The sequence below is a fragment of the Helicobacter macacae MIT 99-5501 genome (genome assembly GCF_000507845.1).
GTDB lineage: Bacteria > Campylobacterota > Campylobacteria > Campylobacterales > Helicobacteraceae > Helicobacter_B > Helicobacter_B macacae.
The window spans coordinates 227,620-242,965 of sequence record NZ_KI669454.1; the positions used below are offsets into that span (position 1 = coordinate 227,620).

Below are 15,346 nucleotides of genomic sequence, written 5' to 3' on the forward strand. Positions count from 1 at the left end.
AATCTTACCACTTAAGGAGCGAATATGTCAAAGCGAGTAATAGTAGACCCAATCACGCGGATTGAGGGGCATTTGCGGATTGAAGTGATTGTAGATGACAACAATGTAATCCAAGATGCGTTTTCTTCATCGACACTATGGAGAGGGCTAGAGAAAATCATCGTAGGGCGCGACCCTAGAGATGCTGGATTTATCGCGCAAAGAATCTGTGGTGTTTGCACTTATAGCCACTACAAAGCGGGCATTATGGCAGTGGAAAATGCACTTGGCATACAGCCTCCACTAAATGCCACCCTCACAAGAAGCCTTATGAATATGGCGTTGTTTTTGCACGACCACGCTGTGCATTTCTATACATTGCACGGGCTTGATTGGTGCGACATCACTTCAGCACTAAATGCAGACCCTGCAAAAGCTGCAAAAGAAGCATATCTCTACACAGACTATCCACTTGCAGCAGGAGAGAGTGAGCTAAAAGCAGTGCAAAAAAGAGTGGGCGACTTTGTCAAGCAAGGTGCGCTAGGACCATTCCAAAACGCATATTGGGGGCATAAAACTTATAGATTTTCCCCAGAGCAAAATCTAATCGTATTATCCCACTACCTAAAACTCCTTGAAGTCCAAAGAGAAGCAGCAAAGATGATGGCTGTGTTTGGTGGTAAGCAGCCTCACCCACAAAGCCTAACTGTAGGTGGCGTAACTTCTGTAATGGATATACTAGACCCAAGTAGATTAGGCGAGTGGAAAGGCAAATTTGACGCGGTGGCGGATTTTGTGAATCGTGCTTATTGGCCTGATTTGGTAATGGCGGGCAAAGTCTATGCAAATGAACCCTCTGTAACGCAAGTGGGCTGTGGAGTGAAAAACTTCCTATCTTTCCAAGAAATCCAAGTAGGAGCTGATGAGTATCTATACAGCACGGGTATCGTAAAAAATGGCGATTTAAGCACACTTCATCAAGTAGATGAAAGCCTAATCGCTGAAGAAGTAACCAACTCTTGGTATAAATACGAAAACACTGACAAAGTAGCTCTCCACCCCTATGATGGGCAAACTACACCAAACTACACAGGGTTTGTAGATGGCACAAGCATAGGCGCAGATGGCAAAGAAACAAAGAGCAAAAACCTCAAACTTGATGGCAAATACTCTTGGATAAAATCTCCTCGATATGATGGAGAGCCTATGGAAGTAGGACCTCTAGCCACTGTGGTGGTAGGACTAGCAGCCAAAAATCCATACATTACTCCTGTGGCTCAAAAATTCCTAGCTCAAACAGGACTGCCCGTAGAAGCACTATTTAGCACGCTTGGGCGCACAGCAGCTCGCTGTATAGAAGCAAAAGTCATCGTTGATAATGGACTAAAAGCATTTAACGCACTTGTAGAAAATCTAAAAGTCGATACTCGCACTTGCGCGACTTATAGTATTGATGAGAAAAAAGAGTATAAGGGTAGATTTATCGGCAATGTCCCACGCGGTATGCTAAGCCATTGGGTAAGAATCAAAGACGGCAAAGTCCAAAACTACCAAGCTATCGTGCCTAGCACTTGGAATGGTGGACCTAGAGATTCTAAGGGCAAAAAGGGACCTTATGAGATGAGCCTCATCGGCACAAAAGTGGCAAATATCACTCAACCACTAGAAATCATACGACATATTCACTCATTTGACCCTTGTATAGCGTGCGCTGTGCATCTAATGGATACCAAAGGCAATGAAATCGCTCAATACAAGGTTGAGCCAGCCTTTGCAAGAATCTAGCCTTAAAGTCAAAATCTAGCTTAAAATCTATGAAAATATCCAAAAATTGCGACAAAGATTGTGCTAGATTTTGTATAGTTTGGGTGTGTTGAGATTTATACCATAAGGAGATAACAATGAGAGAAGCGATTGGTTCAGGCGAAAAAGAGTTTATGGCGCACGAAGAGTTCTCTTTGCTTACGAGAGTTTTTCATTGGCTTAGGGCTTTTAGCATTTTCGCGCTTATCATCACGGGGTTTTATATCGCTATGCCGTTTTTGCAAACGACACCTAGCAGTGAGCCTACGGGCTTTACGCAAGGGTATGTGCGAAGTGTGCATTTGATATGTGGCTTTGTGCTGATTGGGATTTCGATTTTTCGGGTGTATTTGTTTTTCTTTGACAAAGAGGGTTGTAGTGAGGAGAGACGCTCTTTTGGGCAGTTTTTGCAACCAAGTGTGTGGATAGAGCAGATTAAGACTTATATCTTTATCGGTAGGCATCCACATATTGACGGTGCATATAATCCTTTGCAATTTGCTACATATTTCTTTTTAGGTGTGCTTGTGCTACTTATCAGCCTTACAGGTGTCGCGCTATATGGCAATGTCTATCATAGCGGGCTAGGTGGTGTGCTTGGTGTTTGCTTCAAGTGGGTAGAAGTAGTGTGTGGCGGGATTGCAAATGTCCGCGTGATTCACCATATATTGACTTGGGCGTTTATCATTTTTATCCCTGTGCATATTTACCTTGCTGTGTGGAATTCTGTGAAGTATCCAAATGGTGGCGTAGATAGTATCGTAAGTGGTGTGCGCTATCAAGGCAAACTAAAAGTCTAAATCCATAAAATCTAAGCCTTTTGTAACTACTTAAGGCTTAGATTCTCTCAAATCTTTTTTGTAAGGTGTTTATGAAAGTCCTTGTGCTTGGCATTGGCAATATTTTGTTTGGCGATGAGGGCATAGGCGTGCATTTGATGAACTACCTAAAGCTAAACTACAAATTTACTTCCCCACTAGATTCTAACCAAACTCCAACCCATAGCCTAGAATTTATCGATGGTGGCACGCTTGCCCAAGCTCTTATCCCCCTCATCGTAGAGTATGATTTCGTGCTTATACTAGACACCGTAGATGTGAGCGGTGGCAAGATAGGAGATGTGTATAGCTTCTCTTTTGATGCTTTGCCTAAGCAAGTCTCTTGGGCAGGGAGTGCGCACGAAGTCGAAATGCTACAAACGCTTCGTCTCACACAAGTTATGGGTGATTTGCCACAAATACATATCGTGGGGATTATCCCTGAAATCATCGGCGAGGATACGACTTTCGCACTATCTAAAGAACTTCTCTCAAATGTCGCTACTATGGAAGCTGAAGCGATAAAACAGCTAGAATCTCTAGGATTTAGTGCTAAAAAAATACCCTCTCCCCTCCCACTACAAGAAATCGCAGATAAGTCATACAAAGGCTTTGATTAGGCACTTTAGGCTTTGCGTTATTTTTGGGTTTTGGGCATATTCTTTGTTACCCTTTACTTTACCACTCTTGCTACCCCTTTTTGTTGCCATTGTCGCTTTTGGTTTTGTGCCATAGCTTTTGAGAAATTTTGGCAGATTTTGCAATATGTGGGCTATGTTTATCGATTTTAAGATTTTTACTAGATTTTATATTGCTAGATTTATTTGCCCAAAATCTCGCTGATTTTTTCTACGAATGAGTTATACGCGTCAAACAAAATCCACTCATATTTGTTGTCAAACTCTTGGACAAGCCACTCCATTTTTTCTTTGTAAGCGGATTTTTTATGCGTGGATTTTTGGGTTTTTTCTAGTGCTTCTAGTCGCTTTTTATATTCTTTCATATCAGCCAAAAATGCACTATCAGCTTGCCTAAGAGAAGCCTCAAACTCACTAAACTCATCTGCAATCCCCCAAGTATTAGCAGAATCTTTAGCCTTTTTGATAATCTCTTGGGTGTTTTTGGTGTAGTATTTTTCTATCTCTTTCGCGCTATTTTTTTCGTTTTCGTAGTTTTTGTAAGCGACTTCATATTCACTACCTTTTAATGAGCGAGTTTTATCTTTGCTTCTACGCTCGGCTTCTATTGTGATTTTTAGGCTAGATTCTAGGTGGCTTATTTTGGTCTGGAAGTGATTTTGTATGTCTTTTATTTGCTCTTGTATTTGGGCTTGCTGTGCTTGTGATATTTTGGCAGTGGATAGATTTGGTATAAATACAAGTGCTAAAGTTGAGATAAACAAAGATTTGCCTAGTGCGGATAGTAGGTATGCTAGGCTAGTGTCTTTGGCAAAGTAGCGTTGGCAAAGTGGCTTTTTGAGCGTGGTAAGTAATGTAGCAAGTGATGCGATAAGACGAGACTTTTTCATTTTTTCCCCTTTTGATTTTGGTAAGCTAAAAAGCAGCTAAGACACAACAATACAAAAAAAAAAACGGCTTGTAAATCTAGGTAAGCAAAAAATATCCTAAATCTTTGCCCTCAAAATCTAAAATATCTTTGCTCTCTTATAAGGATTTTAAATATTTTTAGATTTTATAAATTTCTTTTGGATATTTCGCTTTTGCTTAAAATATGCCAATGCAAAAAAAATGCGATAAAAAAAACATAAAAAATCAAAAAACGCGAGTATAAGACAAAAATCAAAGCCCAAAAAAGTGGTTTGTAGGTCCATTCCCTTTCCCTAGATTTAGGCTATGAAGTATCGCTCCATAGACATACTTCTTTGCTAGTCGCACGGAGCTTAGCGCGTCTTTGCCTTGCGCTAGATTGCAAGCGATTGCACTACTTAGCGTGCAGCCTGTGCCGTGCGTGTTTTTGGTGTCTATGCGGCTAGATTCTAGCAGGACAAACTCGCTTCCATTATAAAAAATGTCGTTGGAATTTTGTGGGTTTTGCTTGCTGTGTCCGCCTTTGATTAGCACGGATTTTGCTCCTTTGTCATACAAAATCTGCGCGGCTTTTTTCATCGATTCTAGGCTAGTGATTTCAAAGCCCACTAGCTCGCTTGCTTCGGGGAGATTTGGTGTAAGCACATCACATAGGGGCAAAATACTAGCTAGCTTTTCTCGCACAGGTTTTGGCATAAGAGGGTAGCCATTTTTGGCAAACATCACAGGGTCTAGCACGACATTTGCAGGAGTGTATCGCACTAGATTTTCTCTCACACATTCTAGGATTGGTTCGCTCCCTAGCATACCGATTTTGCTTGCCTTTGGCACTATGTCGCTAAACACCGCTTCAAACTGCTCATCTATCGCACTTGGTGGTAAATCATAGCTAGATATTACTCGCGCTGTGTTTTCTGCTACGACACTTAGCACGATACTCATTCCGTATAGTTTGTGCGCACTAAATGTTTTTAAATCCGCTTGCAAGCCTGCCCCTCCACTGCAATCACTCCCTGCTATAGTAAGCACAGGTGGTAGCGTGGTGCTTTTGGGCGGGATAAGGTTTGTGGAAGTATTTGTCATAATAAATTATCCTTAAAGGTCATAAAAATAATCACACAAAAAGAGATGCAAGGGGGCATAAGCCCCCCGCTCCTAGCGCTTGAGAGTTATACTAATTTTAAGCATAAAAGACTTAAAATTTAGATATAATCTCAACCTAAAGAGGTTTCCTATGATTTCTCATAGTAGCACCTCCGAATGTGTGAGTTTGCCCCTATGTAGCTAAGCTATTTAGGGGCAACGGATTATAGCACATTAGCTTTTGCACTAGAATCTTTTTTTTGCAGCTCTTGTTACACTATTTGACTTCTAAGTTTTCACTAAAACTCCTCCTATTTTCCTAGTTTTAAACCTTGATTTTCTAAAATCTTTTAGACAGAATTAAAATCTTGCCAATGTTTTTATATTGTTGTAAATCTGCGCTATGATTTTGCTTTGTTAATGTTAAGTAGATTTATATTGTTTGTTTTTATAGACATTGATTAAAAAAGGACAAAAATGAATACAAATGCGCTTAGAGCTCCGCAAAAATGCGTGCTTATCATCACAGATGGGATAGGGCATAAGCCTCCCTCGCCTTACAATGCCTTTGCCAATGCGACAAAGCCTACTTATGATTGGCTGTTTGAGAATGTGCCTTATAGCCTTATACATACTTATGGTGGCTCTGTGGGGCTACCACACGGGCAGATGGGTAACTCTGAAGTGGGGCATACAAGTATCGGCTCTGGGCGTGTGCTATATCAAGATTTGGTTCGTATCTCTAGAGCGATAGAAGACGGCTCTTTGTCAAAAAACCCACTACTACAAGAGCACGCTAGAGAATCTAGCGAAGTGCATTTGCTAGGGCTTATGAGCGATGGTGGGGTGCATTCGCATTTGGAGCATTTTTTGGCTATGGCAAACATCTATGCAGGGCTAGATAAACGCGTATGGCTTCATCTAATCACTGATGGGCGAGATGTGCTACCTACCTCTGCGCTAGGCTACTTAGAGCAAGTGCAAAATCTATGTGATAGCTGCGAGAGTGTGCGTATAGGCAGTGTAAGTGGGCGATACTATGCTATGGATAGAGATAAGCGGTGGGAGAGGGTAGAGGAGGCGTATAGAGTGCTTGCTTATGGCATTAGCGATTTGCCTGCAAAAAATCAGCGCAAGGATTCTAGCATAACTCCCAAAGAATATATTGAAAACTCGTATAAGCAAGGCATTACTGATGAATTTATCAAACCAAAGGCGTTTAATGGATTTGGTGGGTTTGCCCCACAAGATGGGCTAGTGATGATAAACTTTCGCTCCGATAGAGCGAGGGAAATCATAGAAGTGCTTGGTAGCGATTCTTTTGGCGAGTTTGAGCGTGAAAAGTGGTTTGGCAAAGGGATTGCTAGTCCTGCAAAGCATATACTCACTATGACACAATATGATGAGACATTTCCATATCCTATTTTGTTTCCAAAGATTACTCCGCAAAACACTCTTGCCGAAGTGATAAGCAGGGAGGGCAAAACCCAAGTGCATATCGCCGAGACAGAGAAATACGCCCACGTAACTTTCTTTTTTAATGGTGGGATAGAAGAGCCGTTTTTGGGAGAATCTCGCGTGCTGATTCCTTCGCCAAAGGTGGCTACTTATGATTTGCAGCCACAGATGAGTGCGCCAGAGGTGGGAGCTGCTGTGTGTGAGGCGATAAAGTCTGGAAGTGATTTTGTGGTGGTAAATTTTGCAAATGGCGATATGGTAGGGCACACAGGCAAATACCAAGCCGCACTCAAAGCCGTAGAAGCGGTGGATAAAGAGTTAGGTGCAATCTATGAAGTCGCAAAAAAAGAGGGCTATGCTGTAATCCTCACAAGCGACCACGGCAACTGCGAGGAGATGCAAAACGATAAGGGCGAGATAAAGACAAATCATACCGTGGGTGATGTGTATTGCTTCATACTAGCAAATGGTGTAAAAAGCGTAGGCGAGGGTGCTCTAAATAATATCGCGCCTACAGTGCTAAAGATAATGGGCATAGAAATCCCCAAAGAAATGGATAGCCCACTTATATAGGCTTTGATATTTACTTGGAGTGGATTTGTGGGGGGGTGTTTATGGGTGTTTTAGATTTTGCGATTTTTTAGCCTAAAGCGATGAAACACTCTTGCAAATGGCATTTTTCGTAAGTAATACATACACGCGATAAATGCCACTGCTCCACCGATAAAGCCTACAAACTCTACGCCTAGCTTCTCACACACTACACCACCGATAAATGCTCCACTACCAATGCCGACATTATAAATCCCCGAAAAAATCGACATTGCCACAGCACTTGCTTGTGGGACAGAGGCTATGGTTTGGGATTGGAATACGATATTAAAACACGCGATTGCAAATCCCCAAAATCCACATAGCACAATCACTAGCCACAAATAATGTGAGATGAAATACAACACAAGCAAACTACCAACAACGCCAAAAAGACAGAGATTTACAAAGGCTAAATGGTGCTTGTCATAATGCTTTGAAAAGGCGATACTAGCGATAATGCCACTCCCACCAAACACTACTAGCGCGTAAGTAACACCGCTATCTTTTAGGCTTTGGGCTAAAAAGGGCTCGATATAGCTATATGTGCAAAATTCTCCTGTGATGAAGATAAGCGTTAGGAGGCAGATTCTGCGAAAGGCAGTATTTGATAGTAGTGTGGGGAGGGTTTTGGCCGAGATATTTTGGGTGCTAGGCATAGTGGGAAACACACGCCAAAATAGCACCATAATGCAAAAAGCCAAAATCCCTATACACGCAAATGTGCTACGCCAATCGATATAAAGCCCGATTACGCGTCCTAGAGGTAGTCCAGCTGTGAGAGCTAGGGAGCTACCCGCCACGATAAATCCTAATGCCATAGAGTGCTTTCCTCTAGGGGCGGCTTTTATCGCCATAGGCGAAGCTATGGACCAAAAAAGAGCGTGAGAGAGGGCAACTCCTATGCGCGAAGCCATAAGTGTGTAGTAGCTACTAGCGAGCGCAGATAGACCGTGGCTAAGCACAAATATCGCCATAACCCAAAGCATAAGCCTACGAAGTTCTGTGTGAGAAAATCTAAGCATAAGTGGTAGAGAAGCAAGGGCTACGACCCACGCATAGATAGTGATGAGTAGTCCTGCACGCGCCTCACTCATAGAAAAATCGCTAGCTATCGCACTAAGAAGCCCTATGGGGATAAACTCGCTTGTGTTGAACACAAAAGCTGCACAAGTAAGGCTAAGCACAGGAAGCCACGAGGTGAAGCTAACTATCACGCGTTTTTTTTGCATTGGTGTCATATATAAACGCCTTTGATTTGTGTTTTTGTAAAATGAATATGGGTTATAAGGATTTTTAATGCCAAAAATAAAATAGTAACATTTTGATAAAATCTTGTAGCCCAAGTGGGTGCTTTTGGGGTATTTTTGCAATTTGCTGTGGATTGGTATGTTTTGTCTTTGAAATGGATTTTGCGTGTGTATAAAGAATTTTTATCAAGTTTAAGATAAGTTTATCTTTCGCAAAAAATATCAAAATTTATTTAATTTTCAACTATTTAATTTTCACAACTTGGTAGTATTTGGTAGCACTAAAAAATATTTGTGTAAAATTTATTTGTGTTTTTGGGGAGCACCTATAAAAAACATATCGCTTAAAAAAATATGCTTAGGCAGTATAGACTACTACAAACTCTAGCAGAAAATCTCTACTAGAGTTTGCTGCATTTATCTAATTTTGCTTTTGGCTACTTCAATGCTGATTTTGCGCTGTCTATGAGCTTGTTGAAGCTAGCGATGTCATTCATCGCCATATCGGCTAGGATTTTTCTATCCATTTCGATATTTGCGAGCTTTAGCCCGTGCATAAACTTCGAGTAACTCATATCCTGCATTCTGCACGCAGCGTTGATACGGATAATCCAAAGACTCCTAAAATCACGCTTTTTTTGCTTCCTGTCGCGAAACGCATAGCACAAACTTCGCTCTAGCTGCTCTTTTGCTTTGCGGAAGTGCTTCCTACGCCCGCTATAAAAACCTTTTGCTTGTTTTAGGACTTTTTTGTGTCGCCTGCGGCGCACTACGCCTGTTTTTACTCTCATTTTTTCTCCTTTACCTTTTTAGGTGTAGCCACTTACGCTTTTGGAATTTTCGCGGGACTATGAAATCCTAAAAATCCTTAGCGTGTATTTGTTTGGCTAATCTTGCCCTTGTTTGCGGTTATGTGTGCTATTTCAAGCACTGATTTTACGCAAATCCTAAGGGGGACTTTACTTTACTCTTTATCATTTTACTTTGTATTCTAATCGCTTTTTTGTGCGTTTAAAATGTGCAAAGATTGTGTTAAGCATTTACGCTAGCTTTAGGCTTGGCAAAGCAGATTTTTCACAGAATCAATATTTGCACTATGCACAAAATGAGGCGACTTTAGCCGCGCTTTGCGCTTTGGCGATTTTTTTGTCAATATATGACTGCGAAACGCACTACCACGCTTGATAAGGTTTTTTTTGCATTTAAACCTTTTGGCTGCCCCGCGATTTGTTTTCATCTTTGGCATTATCCTAACCTCCTTTCTTAAGATTAAAGCTTTTTTGCTTAATGTATTCGTATATATTATTAAAAATTTCCTTGTTTTCTTTAATAATATCCATATTATCATCAATGATTTCTTTATACATTGCATTATTTTCATCAACTATTTTTTTATTTAAATATCTCCGCTTATAATATTTGTAATATAAATCAAGGGCTGTTAAGATTTTATATTTAGCAAGCATTATATCATTTTGTTCTGATTTTTTATTGGCAACGCAGTCCAAATAATTTTCTATTTTTTGTGTCATAGAAAATTCAATTTGAACGGTTGCACTTTGGATAAATATTTTTCTAGCTATCCAAAATGATGCAAAAATTGTAATTAAAAGTAACAATATATCCTTTATGGTAATTTCTAGCATTATTTTTTGACCTCTTTAGATTTTACCGCATCTTGTTTTGCATTTGTTTTTGTCCGCATTTGTTGTCCTTGCTGACGCATTTTTTTTGCTAAATCTAATGCCAAACCATATCCGCTAAAACTTTCATTGCTGGGATTTTGTTGTGTTGTTTTAGTCCTTTGTTTTTCAATCATTTTCACTCCTTTTGATTTTTTGGTTGAGTGGTTAATAGTGCAATGTCGTATTATACCTACTATTTCACTTTCTTTGGCACATAGAGCACACTTAGATAGCGACCCTCGATTTTGGGCTCTTTCTCCGCTGTGGCGATGTCTTCTATCATAGTGGCTACTTTTTTTAGCGTATCTATCCCCGCATCTTGGATATTCATCTCACGCTGCTTTAAGAAAACCTTGAATCTCACGTGCTTGCCCTCTGTGATAAACTCCCTTGCGTGCTTGACTTTGTAGTTTATGTCATTTTGGGCGATTTGGGTGGAGAGCTTGATTTCTTTTATGTCGATTTGCTTTTGCTTTTTTTTGGCTTCTTTTTGTCGCTTTTCTTGATGATAGCGGAATTTCCCATAATCCATAACCTTACACACAGGTGGCTTGGCATTTGGGGATATAAGCACCAAGTCCAAATCCTTTTCCACCGCGATTTCTAGTGCTTTGCTAGAGCTCATCACTCCATATACTTCGCCATTATCCCCCACGCACCGCACTTCATCAAAGCGGATTTCCTCATTTATAAGCACTTCTTCTTTACTCAAAACTTACCCTTTGCATTTTAGATTCTACCAATTTCAAAAATTCTCCTTCGCTTAAGCTGTATTGGGATTTTTCACGCTCTATGCGTCTATCGCGCAGTGCTAGCATTTTGGATTCCACTTCGCTTGCGCCAATGACTGCGATGAGTGGCACTCGGGCTTTTTCTGCGGTGCGCACGCGCTTTGAGAGCGTTTCGTTTTTATCGCTCACTTCGCTATACGCGCCGATTTCGCGTAGCTTTAGCTGGATTTGTCGTGCGTAAGCGACTTGCTCTTGCCCGATAGGGATAAGCACGACTTGCGTAGGCGCGATAGCGAAAGGAAACTCCCCGCTATAATGCTCTGTCAAAATCGCCACAAATCGCTCAAAGCTCCCCAAAATCGCACGATGAAGCATCACGGGCTGTTTGGCTTCGTTGTTTTCATCGGTGTATTCTAGCATAAATCGTTCAGGTAAGTTCATATCCACCTGCACCGTGCCACACTGCCACTTGCGCCCGATAGCATCGGTAATCTTTATATCGATTTTGGGTCCATAAAACGCCCCGCCACCCTCATCTATGCCGTATTTTATGCCATTAGATTCTAGGGCGTTTTTTAGGGCTTGTGTGGCAGACTCCCATATCGCATCTTCCCCGATAGATTTCTGCGGGCGCGTGCTTAGCTCCATTTCGTAGCTAAACCCAAACGCATTCATAATTTTGTGTGTAAATTCTAGAATCTGATTGACTTCGCTCTCTATCTGGCTAGGGAGGCAGAAAATATGCGCATCATCTTGGGTAAATTCCCTCACGCGCAAAAGCCCGTGAAGCACGCCACTTTTTTCGTGGCGATGGACGATTCCGTATTCATAAAATCGCAAAGGTAGCTCGCGGTAGCTTCGCTTCGCGCTTTGATAGACTTTGATATGCCCCACGCAGTTCATCGGCTTTATGCCGTATTCTTGCTCATCTATGGTGGTAAAATACATATTTTCCTTGTAGTTGGCATAATGCCCGCTTTTTTTCCACACATCGCTTTTTAGGATTTCAGGTGCGCGCACGGGCTCATACTCGCGCTTGATAAGTGCTTTTGTAAGGAGTTCCTCGATTTTGCGCCGTAGTCTAGCACCCGCAGGTAGCCATATCGGTAGTCCTGCGCCGATTTCCTCATCAAATGTGAAAAGCCCCATTTCTTGCCCTAGCTTTCTGTGGTCGCGCTTTTTTGCTTCCTCCATTTGCGTTATGTAGGTGTTTAGCGCGTCTTTGTCAGCGAAAGCTATGCCATAGATTCTTGTTAGCATTTGCGCGCTTTCATCGCCGCCTAGATACGCCCCTGCGATTTTGGTGAGTTTGAAATGCTGAAGTAGCTTGGTGTTTGGCAGGTGTGGTCCGCGACAAAGGTCAAAAAAATCGCCCTGCGTGTAGATGCCAAAGCTATCGCCCTCTATCTTGCTCATAACGGCGAGCTTTAGCTCATCGTTTGCGAAGCGAGTCTGCGCGTCTGCGCGGCTCATCGTGGATTTTGTGATTTCATAGCCTTTTTTGGCGATTTCTTTCATTGTCTTTTCGATTTTGGGCAGGTCTTCTTCGCTGATTTTGCTATCTACTTTGAAGTCATAGTAAAATCCCTCATCTACCACAGGTCCTACAAAAAACTTTGCTTCGGGGTAGAGGCTTTTTATCGCTTGGGCGAGCAAGTGCGCACAAGAGTGGCGGATAATCTCTAGCGAATCTGCGGAGTTGTCAAAGTAGATTTTCTCTCCGTATTGCTTGCTTGCTTGATTTTCCATAGTAGCAAGGGTGTCAAAATCGATATTTTTGCCATTTTGTGCGCTATTTTGAATGATAGTTTGCAAGTCAAAAATTGCTTCATTTTGCCTAAATCCAATAAGCCGTGTGCTAGGTTGTTGCATTGTTGTTATTTATTCCTTAGATTTTAGTATTTGCGTTTGGGTAGGTTTGCTAAAAGCTATAAAATCATTACAAGCCAAACCCATAAAGAACTTGAAAAAACTTGAAAACAAATTTGGGATATTACCATAATCGACATTATTTTACGCTTATATCGTATTTAGCGAGTTTGTGAAATAATATTTCCTCATTCATTCCTAGTAGCTTGCTTGCCTTTTTGGTGTCGTTGCCACACTCATTTAGCACTTCTGCTAGGAGCTGTTTTTCTAGCTCCTCGATTTTGTCTTTTGTCTTTGCTTTTGATTGCCTAGATTCCAAAAACAAGTCTTTTGGCACGATTTGTTTATCGCTTAGGATAGCTGCTCGCTCCACCACAGAGAGTAGTTCTCTAATGTTTCCGTGCCACTCATATCCTAGAAGTGCATCTTGCGCTTCTTGGCTAAAGGTTTTTGACTCTAGGGAGTATTGGGCTATGACAAGATCTAGCTTCCACTTAGCGATTGGCAAAATCTCCTCTGTGCGCTCACGCAGTGGCGGGATACGCACAGGGATAGTCTGCAAGCGATAATACAAATCCTCTCTAAATCGTTTTTGAGCGATTTGCTCCTCTAGGTTTGCATTTGTCGCAGAGATGATACGCACATCAAAGCTAATAGGCTTGCTCCCACCAAGTCTAGTGGCTTCTTTTTCTTGGATAGCGCGAAGTAGCTTTGCTTGCAGTAGTAGGGGCATTTCGCCGATTTCGTCCAAAAACAGCGTCCCCCCATCTGCTAACTCAAAAAGCCCTTGCTTCATCGCTAGTGCGTCTGTGAAAGCCCCCTTTTCATACCCAAAAAGCTCGCTCTCTAGCAAATGCTCTGGGATTGCTGCCATATTTATAGCGACAAACGCTTGCTTTGCGCGAGATGAATTCTCGTGGATAAATCGCGCAAAGACTTCCTTGCCTACGCCACTCTCCCCCATAAGTAGCACGCTAGAATCCGTAGGGGCGACTTTTAGCACTTGGGATTTTAGGGATTCTAGCGTGGGGCTTGTGGCGACAAAGGGGCTTTTTTGGTTGATTTGAGTGGTTTTGGTGCTAGTGGTTTTTGCGTGAGTGCGCTGAAATTCTAAGATTTTTTTGCTTCGATGTATCGCTTCTAGCAGTAGCTCTGGCTCAAAGGGTTTTTGGAAAAAGTCTTTGACGCCTAGACGAATAGAATCTATCGCCGCATTTAGCGTGGCATTGCCCGTGATGACTATCATTTCATACTTGCCACCTAGCTCTTTTAGGAAATCAAGCCCATTCATATGTGGCATATTTAAATCCGTGATGACTAAGTCAAAGCTAGAATCTAGCGAGCTTAGCGCGTCTTTTGGGCTTCTAAAGGTTATGACTTCTAAGTCTTTTTGCTCGGCAAAAAATAGCTCAAGGCTTTTTCGCATATTTATGTCATCTTCTACGATAGCGATTTTCATTTGTGTGGATTTTGCACTCATTTTAGCTCTTTTAGGACTTCTAGGATTAGGTAGCGATTGTCAAAATACGCTAGCACACGCTTAGCGGGCACGGACAAAATCGTATCATCACTGATATGTGTAGAATCCGCAGTGCGTGCGTGAGATAGGATACTTGCACCACCTTTGCGCAAGCAGTGGAGGACTTCATCTTGGCTATGAGAGAGAATGTATTTGATAGCATAAATCTCGTCATCGCTTACCAAGTCATTTATGGGCGTGTCAATAGAGCAGGTGTATTCGATAGGGAGGCTTGATTTTGAGATGAGCGGGGAGGAAATGCTGTATTTTTCGCCCGTGATTATGCCGTTTTGACTTAGTGCTTTGTAAGATATGATAAATTCTACTTTTTCAAGTGGCTCTTCTTGCAGCGAATACGGCGTTATTGGGATTGGTGGGAGGAGGGGGGAGGGAATCTTACCTCGTGGCAAAAACTGCGGAATGACGCTAGAATCTAGTAATTCCTCGTTTGCTTGGTTGTGTCTTTGCAAGGCTTTGTTTGGGTTTAGAATATCGCTTGCAGAATCTTGTGAAAATGAGTTGTAAGACTTTAGCCTAGAATCTGGCTTGATGATGATAGAGTCTGTGTCGTATTTATCTAGGCTAAATGGTTTTGGACTAGAATCTAGATTTGTAGATTTTGGCGATTTAGCAAGTGCAAATGAAGTGATAGAAGAAAGAGCAATACAAGCAAGCACAAAAGCGCGTATCATAGATGGGACACTAGCCAAGACATTGCGCAAAAAGTATGCAAAAGGCGTTTGCTTTGCTACTTGTATTGGCACTTGTGGTAGTTGCATTTATGGATTCCTTATGGATTTTGTGTGTTAGCATTGTCATAATCACATATCATTTATGAGAATTGATAAGCGGGCTATTATAGCATATTCGCGCTTAAAAGATAAGCAAAACCCTAAGATAATCGCAGTTTTTGCATTATTGTGATATAATCGCGCCCTTGCAAAAATAGATAAACTTAAAGAGTAGCTTGGAATTTTAAAATTTTGGCTTGGGATTTTTGTGGCTACCTTTTT

The 15,346-nt window shown here is 41.6% G+C and carries 15 protein-coding genes; 4 read left to right on the forward strand and 11 right to left on the reverse strand.

Going from position 1 to position 15,346, the window contains the following annotated elements; translation table 11 throughout:
- Positions 1 to 24: 24 nt before the first annotated feature.
- From HMPREF2086_RS01000 to HMPREF2086_RS01010, 3 genes are all read left to right on the forward strand, one after another.
- Positions 25 to 1,764: a nickel-dependent hydrogenase large subunit gene (locus tag HMPREF2086_RS01000; protein WP_023926858.1), complete on the forward strand. Its 1,740-nt coding sequence runs from the start codon at positions 25 to 27 to the stop codon at positions 1,762 to 1,764.
- 116 nt (positions 1,765 to 1,880) lie between these two features.
- Positions 1,881 to 2,582 carry a Ni/Fe-hydrogenase, b-type cytochrome subunit gene (gene cybH / locus HMPREF2086_RS01005; RefSeq protein WP_023926859.1) on the forward strand — a complete coding sequence of 234 codons (702 nt, stop codon included), beginning with the start codon at positions 1,881 to 1,883 and terminating at the stop codon, positions 2,580 to 2,582.
- A 71-nt stretch (positions 2,583 to 2,653) separates the two neighbouring features.
- The gene (locus HMPREF2086_RS01010) at positions 2,654 to 3,220 is read left to right on the forward strand and encodes a HyaD/HybD family hydrogenase maturation endopeptidase (RefSeq protein ID WP_023926860.1); all 567 of its coding nucleotides are present in this window, start codon (positions 2,654 to 2,656) and stop codon (positions 3,218 to 3,220) included.
- Positions 3,221 to 3,420: 200 nt separating this feature from the next.
- On the opposite strand, the gene HMPREF2086_RS01015 is transcribed toward HMPREF2086_RS01010, so the two are convergent.
- Entirely contained in the window at positions 3,421 to 4,128 is a 708-nt protein-coding gene (locus HMPREF2086_RS01015) for a hypothetical protein (protein ID WP_023926861.1), read from the reverse strand.
- 271 nt (positions 4,129 to 4,399) lie between these two features.
- Entirely contained in the window at positions 4,400 to 5,206 is an 807-nt protein-coding gene (gene thiD, locus HMPREF2086_RS01020) for a bifunctional hydroxymethylpyrimidine kinase/phosphomethylpyrimidine kinase (protein ID WP_408605729.1), read from the reverse strand.
- Between the two features lie 501 nt (positions 5,207 to 5,707).
- Here thiD and gpmI point away from each other — a divergent pair.
- Positions 5,708 to 7,261: a 2,3-bisphosphoglycerate-independent phosphoglycerate mutase gene (gene gpmI / locus HMPREF2086_RS01025; RefSeq protein WP_023926863.1), complete on the forward strand. Its 1,554-nt coding sequence runs from the start codon at positions 5,708 to 5,710 to the stop codon at positions 7,259 to 7,261.
- A gap of 50 nt (positions 7,262 to 7,311) precedes the next feature.
- On the opposite strand, the gene HMPREF2086_RS01030 is transcribed toward gpmI, so the two are convergent.
- The 9 genes from HMPREF2086_RS01030 to HMPREF2086_RS01065 form a co-directional block, all read right to left on the reverse strand.
- Positions 7,312 to 8,520: a sugar transporter gene (locus HMPREF2086_RS01030; protein WP_023926864.1), complete on the reverse strand. Its 1,209-nt coding sequence runs from the start codon at positions 8,518 to 8,520 to the stop codon at positions 7,312 to 7,314.
- Between the two features lie 446 nt (positions 8,521 to 8,966).
- Entirely contained in the window at positions 8,967 to 9,320 is a 354-nt protein-coding gene (gene rplT / locus HMPREF2086_RS01035; protein WP_023926865.1) for a 50S ribosomal protein L20, read from the reverse strand.
- A 260-nt stretch (positions 9,321 to 9,580) separates the two neighbouring features.
- Positions 9,581 to 9,775 (reverse strand): 50S ribosomal protein L35, encoded by a 195-nt coding sequence (gene rpmI, locus HMPREF2086_RS01040; protein ID WP_023926866.1) that lies wholly within the window; start codon positions 9,773 to 9,775, stop codon positions 9,581 to 9,583.
- A 4-nt stretch (positions 9,776 to 9,779) separates the two neighbouring features.
- Complete coding sequence (locus HMPREF2086_RS01045) at positions 9,780 to 10,175, reverse strand: hypothetical protein (RefSeq protein WP_023926867.1); 396 nt, start codon at positions 10,173 to 10,175, stop codon at positions 9,780 to 9,782.
- Entirely contained in the window at positions 10,175 to 10,348 is a 174-nt protein-coding gene (locus HMPREF2086_RS11305) for a hypothetical protein (RefSeq protein ID WP_023926868.1), read from the reverse strand. The genes HMPREF2086_RS01045 and HMPREF2086_RS11305 overlap by 1 nt, the downstream gene beginning before the upstream one ends.
- Before the next feature lie 59 nt (positions 10,349 to 10,407).
- The gene (gene infC / locus HMPREF2086_RS01050; RefSeq protein ID WP_023926869.1) at positions 10,408 to 10,926 is read right to left on the reverse strand and encodes a translation initiation factor IF-3; all 519 of its coding nucleotides are present in this window, start codon (positions 10,924 to 10,926) and stop codon (positions 10,408 to 10,410) included.
- Entirely contained in the window at positions 10,919 to 12,817 is a 1,899-nt protein-coding gene (gene thrS, locus HMPREF2086_RS01055) for a threonine--tRNA ligase (RefSeq protein WP_023926870.1), read from the reverse strand. Before thrS ends, infC begins: the two co-directional genes overlap by 8 nt.
- Positions 12,818 to 12,953: 136 nt before the next feature.
- A complete protein-coding gene (locus HMPREF2086_RS01060; protein ID WP_034560592.1) occupies positions 12,954 to 14,273 on the reverse strand; it encodes a sigma-54-dependent transcriptional regulator in 1,320 nt (439 codons plus the stop codon).
- A gap of 17 nt (positions 14,274 to 14,290) precedes the next feature.
- Complete coding sequence (locus tag HMPREF2086_RS01065; protein ID WP_023926872.1) at positions 14,291 to 15,112, reverse strand: hypothetical protein; 822 nt, start codon at positions 15,110 to 15,112, stop codon at positions 14,291 to 14,293.
- Positions 15,113 to 15,346 lie beyond the last annotated feature (234 nt).

Excerpts from the sequence above, each read along its gene's own strand:
- HMPREF2086_RS11305 (WP_023926868.1), bottom strand. The coding sequence starts at position 10,348 with ATGATTGAAAAACAAAGGACTAAAACAACACAACAAAATCCCAGCAAT.
- thrS (WP_023926870.1), bottom strand. The coding sequence starts at position 12,817 with ATGCAACAACCTAGCACACGGCTTATTGGATTTAGGCAAAATGAAGCA.
- HMPREF2086_RS01015 (WP_023926861.1), bottom strand. The coding sequence starts at position 4,128 with ATGAAAAAGTCTCGTCTTATCGCATCACTTGCTACATTACTTACCACG.
- cybH (WP_023926859.1), top strand. The coding sequence starts at position 1,881 with ATGAGAGAAGCGATTGGTTCAGGCGAAAAAGAGTTTATGGCGCACGAA.
- HMPREF2086_RS01010 (WP_023926860.1), top strand. The coding sequence starts at position 2,654 with ATGAAAGTCCTTGTGCTTGGCATTGGCAATATTTTGTTTGGCGATGAG.
- gpmI (WP_023926863.1), top strand. The coding sequence starts at position 5,708 with ATGAATACAAATGCGCTTAGAGCTCCGCAAAAATGCGTGCTTATCATC.
- HMPREF2086_RS01065 (WP_023926872.1), bottom strand. The coding sequence starts at position 15,112 with ATGCAACTACCACAAGTGCCAATACAAGTAGCAAAGCAAACGCCTTTT.
- HMPREF2086_RS01000 (WP_023926858.1), top strand. The coding sequence starts at position 25 with ATGTCAAAGCGAGTAATAGTAGACCCAATCACGCGGATTGAGGGGCAT.
- rplT (WP_023926865.1), bottom strand. The coding sequence starts at position 9,320 with ATGAGAGTAAAAACAGGCGTAGTGCGCCGCAGGCGACACAAAAAAGTC.
- HMPREF2086_RS01060 (WP_034560592.1), bottom strand. The coding sequence starts at position 14,273 with ATGAAAATCGCTATCGTAGAAGATGACATAAATATGCGAAAAAGCCTT.
- HMPREF2086_RS01030 (WP_023926864.1), bottom strand. The coding sequence starts at position 8,520 with ATGACACCAATGCAAAAAAAACGCGTGATAGTTAGCTTCACCTCGTGG.
- rpmI (WP_023926866.1), bottom strand. The coding sequence starts at position 9,775 with ATGCCAAAGATGAAAACAAATCGCGGGGCAGCCAAAAGGTTTAAATGC.
- HMPREF2086_RS01045 (WP_023926867.1), bottom strand. The coding sequence starts at position 10,175 with ATGCTAGAAATTACCATAAAGGATATATTGTTACTTTTAATTACAATT.